Raw genomic sequence first — 3,963 nt, 5'->3', positions numbered from 1 at the left:
ACTTGGAGAACAGGCTAACTCAAAACACCGGACTTTTCAGGGGAGCAGGTCACGGCCAAAGCCTTTCTAAACAAGGCGATCGAGCGTATCCGTCTGTATCGGCCTGTCACGATCTGTGCTCGCTCTCGGGACATTGCTGCACAATGCCTTTCCGGGAAACGGACAAGGCGCAGGCCTACGCCCATGTCATGGTCGCGTTTGATGACTATCTTGTCCGGGTGTAATTTGATCTGCACATCCGACACGTCTTCATCACTTTCAGAACGATAAAGGCTTTGCGTGTTTGCCGAGTTCGAACGTGAAATGATCCGCGAACACACATGCGCCGGGTTAGAGCGTGCTCGGAAAAAAGGGCGGCATCCGGGGCGTATCCGATCGCGCTAGAGCGATAAGACGAAAAACATCACGTCAAGGTATGCGAATGAGTGGCTTCTTTCTTGGTAATCTTTCCGTGCCGCACTTACGCGCGGGCTTAGTTGTAAAAAGGGTCAGTCGTCAAGGTAAGGCTGAATGCAATGGGGTTGGAGTGATCCGCTCCTCAAGCAAGCGCATAGCTTACCTTGGAGAACCCAGACATAGGCGCGGCTATGCGGGACACTTACCAAGTTTCAACACCACAGATCGTATGCGACAGCACTTTGTGAGCGCAAAGAAACTACTGACCGGATTATTGCAACGAACTAGGTCACAACAACATCAGTTCCGTTTTTGGATTAAATTGAACATCGAAGAGAGATACTAACCAGAGGTTTTATTAGGTTTGGCGGTGACCTACTCTCCCACGTCTTAAGACGCAGTACCATCGGCGCTAAGGCACTTAACGGCTGGGTTCGGGATGGGACCAGGTGTTTTGCTCTCGCTATGACCACCAAACCATAAAAAACCTCTGTGTCCAAGTCATGTACAACTATGTATGTGTATGCTTTCGAACCAAATAGAAGTCTTGCTTCTACTGGATCAAATCAAGCCTATCGAGCAATTAGTACCAGTCAACTGAACGCATTGCTGCGCTTACATCTCTGGCCTATCGACGAGGTGGTCTACCTCGGCTCTCAGGGATACCTTGTTTTGAGGGGGGCTTCCCGCTTAGATGCCTTCAGCGGTTATCCTTTCCGATCATAGCTACCCAGCACTGCTATTGGCATAACAACTGGTCCACCAGTGGATCGTTCACCCCGGTCCTCTCGTACTAGGGGCAACTCCTCTCAAGTATCCTACACCCACGGAAGATAGGGACCGAACTGTCTCACGACGTTCTAAACCCAGCTCACGTACCTCTTTAAACGGCGAACAGCCGTACCCTTGGGACCTGCTCCAGCCCCAGGATGAGATGAGCCGACATCGAGGTGCCAAACACTGCCGTCGATATGGACTCTTGGGCAGTATCAGCCTGTTATCCCCGGCGTACCTTTTATCCGTTGAGCGATGGCCCTCCCACTTGGGACCACCGGATCACTATGGCCGTCTTTCGACTCTGCTCGACTTGTCAGTCTTGCAGTCAGGCTGGCTTCTGCCATTGCACTCAACGAGCGATTTCCGACCGCTCTGAGCCAACCTTCGCGCGCCTCCGTTACGCTTTAGGAGGCGACCGCCCCAGTCAAACTACCCACCACACAGGGTCCCGGATCCGGATAACGGACCGCGGTTAGACATCAAGCAGAACAAGGGTGGTATCTCAAGGGAGGCTCCACGAAGACTAGCGTCTCCGCTTCAAAGCCCACCACCTATCCTGCACATGTTCGGCCTAATGCCAGTGTGAAGTTGTAGTAAAGGTGCACGGGGTCTTTCCGTCTAACCGCGGGAAACCTGCATCTTGACAGGTAATTCAATTTCGCTGAGTCTATGTTGGAGACAGCGGGGAAGTCGTTACGCCATTCGTGCAGGTCGGAACTTACCCGACAAGGAATTTCGCTACCTTAGGACCGTTATAGTTACGGCCGCCGTTTACCTGGGCTTCAATTCAGAGCTCTCACCCCTCCTTTTAACCTTCAGGCACCGGGCAGGCGTCAGACCCTATACGTCGTCTTGCGACTTCGCAGAGCCCTGTGTTTTTAATAAACAGTCGCCACCCCCTGGTTTGTGCCCCCAGCCAATACTTGCGTAGAAACTGGGCCTCCTTCTCGCGAACTTACGGAGGTATTTTGCCGAGTTCCTTCAACATAGTTCTCTCAAGCGCCTTGGTATTCTCTACCAGTCCACCTGTGTCGGTTTAGGGTACGATCTAGCGATGGAGCTATTTCCAGGAACCTCTAAGCAGCCCATTCAATCCGATAAGGATGAACTACCCTCGAGATCCGTCACTTCCATCTGGCCCAGGAATATTAACCTGGTTCCCATCGACTACGCCTTTCGGCCTCGCCTTAGGGGTCGGCTTACCCTGCTCAGATTAGCTTTAAGCAGGAACCCTTGGACTTTCGGCGACAGTGTCTCTCACACTGTTTGTCGCTACTCATGTCATCATTCTCACTAGTGATCTCTCCACCGGATCGCTCACACGCCGGCTTCACAGAAAACTCCGCGTGTCCAATATCCCCGAAGGGAATAAGGACACATGGAATTATGTCACACTACGCTCTGCTACCATGCAATAAATGCATCCTAAGCTTCGGCTCATGGCTTGAGCCCCGTTACATCTTCGCCGCAGGACAACTTATTTAGACCAGTGAGCTGTTACGCTATCTTTAAAGGATGGCTGCTTCTAAGCCAACCTCCTGGTTGTTTTGGTCGTCCCACCTGCTTTCCCACTTAGCCATGAATTAGGGGCCTTAGCTGTAGGTCAGGGTTGTTTCCCTCTTCACGACGGACGTTAGCATTCGCCGTGTGTCTGCCATCTAGTACTCCTCGGTATTCGGAGTTTGGTTAGGATCAGTAAGCCTGTGGGGCCCCATTACCCATCCAGTGCTCTACCCCCGAGGGTATTCGGATGACGCTCTACCTAAATAGATTTCGCAGAGAACCAGCTATCTCCGAGTTTGATTGGCCTTTCACCCCTAGGCACAGCTCATCCCGATCCTTTTCAACGGATGTGGGTTCGGTCCTCCAGTAAGTGTTACCTTACCTTCAACCTGGCCATGCCTAGATCACTCGGTTTCGGGTCTGATCCCACGAACTCGACGCCCTATTAAGACTCGCTTTCGCTGCGCCTACACCTAACGGCTTAAGCTTGCTCGTGAGACCAAGTCGATGACCCATTATACAAAAGGTACGCTGTCAGGGCGTAAAGCCCCTCCAACTGATTGTAGGCGTTCGGTTTCAGGTACTGTTTCACTCCCCTCGTCGGGGTGCTTTTCACCTTTCCCTCACGGTACTGGTTCACTATCGGTCAGTAAGGAGTACTTAGCCTTCGAAGGTGGTCCTCCGATCTTCAGACAGAATTTCACGTGTTCCGCCCTACTTAATACGTCCTCTCATGCTTCTTATACGGGACTATCACCCACTCTGGTTGCGCATTCCAACGCATTCTAACCACAATTGAGGCTCGGCTGGTCCCCGTTCGCTCGCCGCTACTAGGGGAGTATCAATTGATTTCCTTTCCTCCGGGTACTTAGATGTTTCAGTTCCCCGGGTTTGCTTTTATAAACCTATGTATTCAGTCTATAAATACCTGTTTTACCTCATTATTAGCTGCACCGAAGTGCAATAATAACAAAGTATCAGGTGGGTTGCCCCATTCAGAAATTCATGGATCAAAGCTTATTCTCAGCTCCCCATGACTTATCGCAGAGTATCACGTCTTTCATCGCCTCTTACTGCCAAGGCATTCACCAAACGCCCTTTTCGCGCTTGATTTGATCCAGAAAAAGAAAGACTGTCGTCTATCGCGGTCCTCTCAGCTGGTAACTAAAAGATGACCTTTATTCTGAACCAAAAGCATACTTTTTCCCGCCTGGTTCATTCGCACCAGACTATGAGTAACGTGTATAGCAAACCATCCGTGCAGGAGGTAAGCATCGTTACTCGGGT

2 protein-coding genes and 2 rRNA genes are annotated in these 3,963 nt (G+C 51.1%); 2 read left to right on the top strand and 2 right to left on the bottom strand.

Features of this window, described 5'->3' with window-relative positions:
- Nucleotides 1–224: hypothetical protein (locus tag K5Q35_RS16690; RefSeq protein ID WP_220800405.1), on the top strand; the 224-nt coding region annotated here is incomplete at its 5' end.
- A 79-nt stretch (nucleotides 225–303) separates the two neighbouring features.
- The gene (locus K5Q35_RS16685) at nucleotides 304–384 is read left to right on the top strand and encodes a hypothetical protein (protein WP_374758640.1); all 81 of its coding nucleotides are present in this window, start codon (nucleotides 304–306) and stop codon (nucleotides 382–384) included.
- A 374-nt stretch (nucleotides 385–758) separates the two neighbouring features.
- Here the strand turns inward: K5Q35_RS16685 and rrf are convergent.
- Both rrf and K5Q35_RS16675 read right to left on the bottom strand, forming a co-directional pair.
- Nucleotides 759–873: ribosomal RNA gene (gene rrf, locus K5Q35_RS16680) — 5S ribosomal RNA — on the bottom strand.
- A gap of 85 nt (nucleotides 874–958) precedes the next feature.
- Nucleotides 959–3,789 (bottom strand): 23S ribosomal RNA (locus K5Q35_RS16675).
- Nucleotides 3,790–3,963: the final 174 nt, after the last annotated feature.

Origin of the sequence: Roseobacter sp. OBYS 0001 (assembly GCF_019654895.1) — a bacterium.
Lineage (GTDB): Bacteria > Pseudomonadota > Alphaproteobacteria > Rhodobacterales > Rhodobacteraceae > Roseobacter > Roseobacter litoralis.
Note: the sequence above shows the minus strand (reverse complement) of the source record. Positions and strands in the feature narration are given on the sequence as shown.